Annotated in this window: 2 protein-coding genes; one reads left to right on the top strand and one right to left on the bottom strand. The window is 63.8% G+C overall.

All coding sequences use genetic code 11. The features are described from left to right. Positions 1–1,146, bottom strand: a 1,146-nt coding sequence (locus ACIQ3R_RS16460) for a PepSY domain-containing protein (RefSeq protein WP_397419936.1), incomplete at its 3' end; no start/stop codon positions are given. Positions 1,147–1,344: 198 nt separating this feature from the next. Between ACIQ3R_RS16460 and ACIQ3R_RS16455 the strand changes: the two genes are divergently transcribed. Continuing rightward, on the top strand, positions 1,345–3,586 hold a 2,242-nt coding region (locus ACIQ3R_RS16455; RefSeq protein ID WP_397419935.1), incomplete at its 3' end, for a TonB-dependent receptor.

Here is a 3,586-nt window from a genome sequence, read left to right as displayed (position 1 = left end):
GCCGCCACCCCGACCGATGAACACCGCGTTCTCGGCGCGGAACAGATTACCCCCAGCGCCGGCGTCCGGAACGCTGTCATCGAGTTTCCAGGAGCGGCCGCCATCGCGGCTTTCCAGAATGCCGAACCGCGTGGTGATGGAGAGTCGCCCCGGCTGGTTGGGCCAGGCGACGATGCCGTCGACTTCGTGATTCAGGCTGGTCGGCTGATAGGCCGGCGGCAACGAGGCGCGCGACACCGTCCAGCCCTTGGTCACGTCCAGGAACCCGTAGATGTGGTTCATCGGGAACGCCGTTAGGGCGAGGTAGAGGATCGGTATCGCGCCCAGCAGGCCGAGGATCGGGGCGTGGGTGCGGTAGAGCCAGCGCATGGTCTCGCGCCGGACCGGGACAGGCCAACGGATCGATTTACCGAACCGCTTCATGGCCCAATAGGCCAGGCCGGATAACGCCAGCACCGCCATGGCGATCCCGCCGAGGTCGTTCAGCCAGATCGACCCGCGTCCCTGGAGCAGGCCACGACCGAAGTGAAGTTCGCGAATGAAGGTGTTGAAGGCCACCTCGTCGCCCACGCCCTCGACTTGATCGCCGCGGGCGATGGGCGTCGCCGCGCCGTCGGCCAGGCGCACGCGGATCAGCTCGGTGTGATCACGCACCACCACGATCTCACCCGGCTCATGACCCAGGCTGCCGGCGCTGAGGTGCTGGCCTGCTAGCGCCACGCGCCGGGCGGAGAGCCCGTCCGGGGTCAGGGCCCAGACTCCGTCGTCCGTAGTCAAATGAACACCGGCGAATGTGGCGCCGGCGGAGCCGATAATCCCTTCCACCTGAGGCTGATGGTCAAGGCCATCGAAGTTGACCTTGCGCCAGGTCTTGCCCTGGTCTGTGGAGCGCCAGGCGCCGCGTTCGGATGCGCCAAATACGGCCTTCGGTGTCGCGGCGATGTAGCGCATGACCGTACCGGGGACGAGGCGGTCGATCCGCTCGGATGTCCAGCTCGACGGAACACTGACCTGGCTCTGCCAGCGCCACTCATGATGGTCTAGCAGCACGCCGGTGACGGCCAGAACGAACAACCAGACGCAGGCGGTGAGGCCCGCATACTTGTGGATCGTCCAGAGGATCCGGTGCGTGCGCACGTCGATCATCCGAAGGCTCTCCCCCCAAACACACAGTTCGGATTTGTCCGGACAACCTGCGAGGGACCTCGTCCACTGTCAATTGTGGCCTCGGGGCCGCAGGTGGTGCGGAATCGTCCGGGACGACTTGTGTTGTCCGGACAAATTTGAGAACCTTTCCCCAACGTCGGCCTAAGATCCAATCTGGCCATCTCCGGGGGAGCATTTATGCGAAAGATGATCTGGACGCCGATGGCGATCCTCATGATGAGCGCGTCCACGCCGGCGCTGGCTCAGGGCGCCCAGACGACCTCCGCCGATGAAGGCACGTCGGTCGAAGAGATCCTCGTGACGGCCCGGAAGCGCGAAGAGAAGCTGCAGGACGTGCCGATCACCATCTCGGTGGTGGGGAGCGAGGCGATTGCGCGTTCGAACGCGGTGAACGTCTCCGATCTGGCCATGCAGACACCAGGCTTCTCATACCGCCAGGGATTTGGCCGCACAGGCGGCGGCGGCGGCGCGGGCGTCCGCCCCTCCATCCGGGGCATGTCGTCGGTAGTCGGCGCGCCGAACGCGGCCTTCTTCGTCGACGGGGTCTTTGTCTCGGACAACATCGCCAGCTACCAGCTGGACAACCTTGAGCGCGTTGAAGTGATCAAGGGGCCCCAGTCTGCTCTGTTCGGCCGGCAGACGTTCTCGGGCGCCATCAACTACGTGACGCGCAAGCCCAGCAACGAGTTCATCGGTCGCGTGCGCGCGCAGGTCGCTGAATATGACTCCTACGAGGTGTCAGGGTTTGTGTCGGGCCCGATCATTCCCGACATCCTGCTGGGTGAATTGAACGCCCGCCGCTACGTGTTCGGCGGCGACTACGTGAACTCGGATTCCGGCAAGCGCGACCTAGGCGACCAGCGAAGCACGAACATCGGCGGGCGACTGCTGTTCACCCCGATGGAGAACCTCGAGATTCTCGGTTCGGTCGGCTACAGCAAGGATCGAGACAAGGGCTACATCTACAACTTCCAGGGCTCCGCCCTGAACAACTGCTTCCCGGCGCCATTGGTCACGCCCCAAGTCGGCCCGTTCCCGCGCACCCTGACCAGCCGTCGCGGCTTCTACTGCGGCGAGGTCAAGACGCTCTCCCGTTACGCCTACAACAACGACGCCATTGAGGCCTTGGGCTACAACGGGCTCGACCGGGAGTTCGTTCGCTCCAGCGTCAACGCCGTCTACACCACCGACAGCGGCTACAGCCTGACCTCGGTGACCGCCTACAACACCAACAAGAGCACCACGGGCCAGGACAACACCCTGCTGCCCAGCGCCAATCCGGCGTTTCTCATCACGCGGGACCGCAACTCCGACTTCAGCCAGGAACTGCGGTTCATGACGCCGCAGGACCAGCGCATCCGCGGATTGGTCGGCGGCTATTACTACCGTGAGAACCGGGGCGAAGGTTTCCAGATCTCCAACACGAACACCAGCGTCCGCCCGATTGACTATGCGGACGGCGTTCGCAGCCGGTCGATCTTCGCCATGATCGAAGGCGATTTGACTGAGTCTGTGACCCTCAGCGCTGAGGGTCGGTACCAGAAAGAGAAGATCATCGGTTCGACTGGCGTGCTGGGAACCGCCGGCCTTCCCGCCCCCGCGCCCATCGCCATCCGCGAAGCCAAGTTTGACAACTTCCTGCCCAGGGCGACCGCGCGTTGGAAGGTCAATCCAGACCTGACGCTTCATGTCTCGGCGGCCAAAGGCAACAAGCCGGGTGGCTTCAATGGTTATCCTGCGGATATCAGCCCAGCCGACGCGGCGTTCTTTGACACTCAGGGCTTCGACCTGTTCGATGAAGAGTCCGCCTGGAGCTACGAGATCGGCGCCAAGGGGCGGCTGATGGGCTGGATCGACTACTCCGTCGCCGCCTTCTACACCGAATGGAAGAGCCAGCAGCTCAGCCGCGGCGAGGCTTACACACGGGTCAATGGCACGCCGAACAGCGTGGTGATCATCCAGAACGCGGGCGAGTCGGAGATCAAGGGCTTCGAGGTCGACTTCTCGGGCCGCCCGGTCGAGTGGCTATATCTGCGCGCGGCCTACAGCTATGTGGATGCGACGTTCACCCGCTTCTTCGACGATACCACTCAGGAGATCTACGATACCGACGGTCGCGGACCCTTCCTGCGGGGCGGCGTGCGCAATCCGCTGGACGTGGACTCGCTTGATGGCGGCGATGTCAGCGGTAACCAGCTGCCCCAGACGCCCAAGCATCAGTACACGATCACCGGCGAGACCACCCATGAGATCGCCGACGATCTGACGCTGCGGGTCCGTGGCGATCTGGCCTACGAGAGCAAGCGCTACTCCCAGGTCGACAACCTCAACTGGGCCGGCGACAGCTTCATTCTCAACGGCAACATCTCGCTCACGCGTGGTGATTGGGAGCTAAGCATCTTCGGACGCAACATGTTGG

Source organism: Phenylobacterium sp. (assembly GCF_044371015.1).
Lineage (GTDB): Bacteria > Pseudomonadota > Alphaproteobacteria > Caulobacterales > Caulobacteraceae > Phenylobacterium.
The sequence above is the reverse complement of the archived record's forward strand: the minus strand, read 5'-3'. Positions and strand labels throughout refer to the sequence as shown.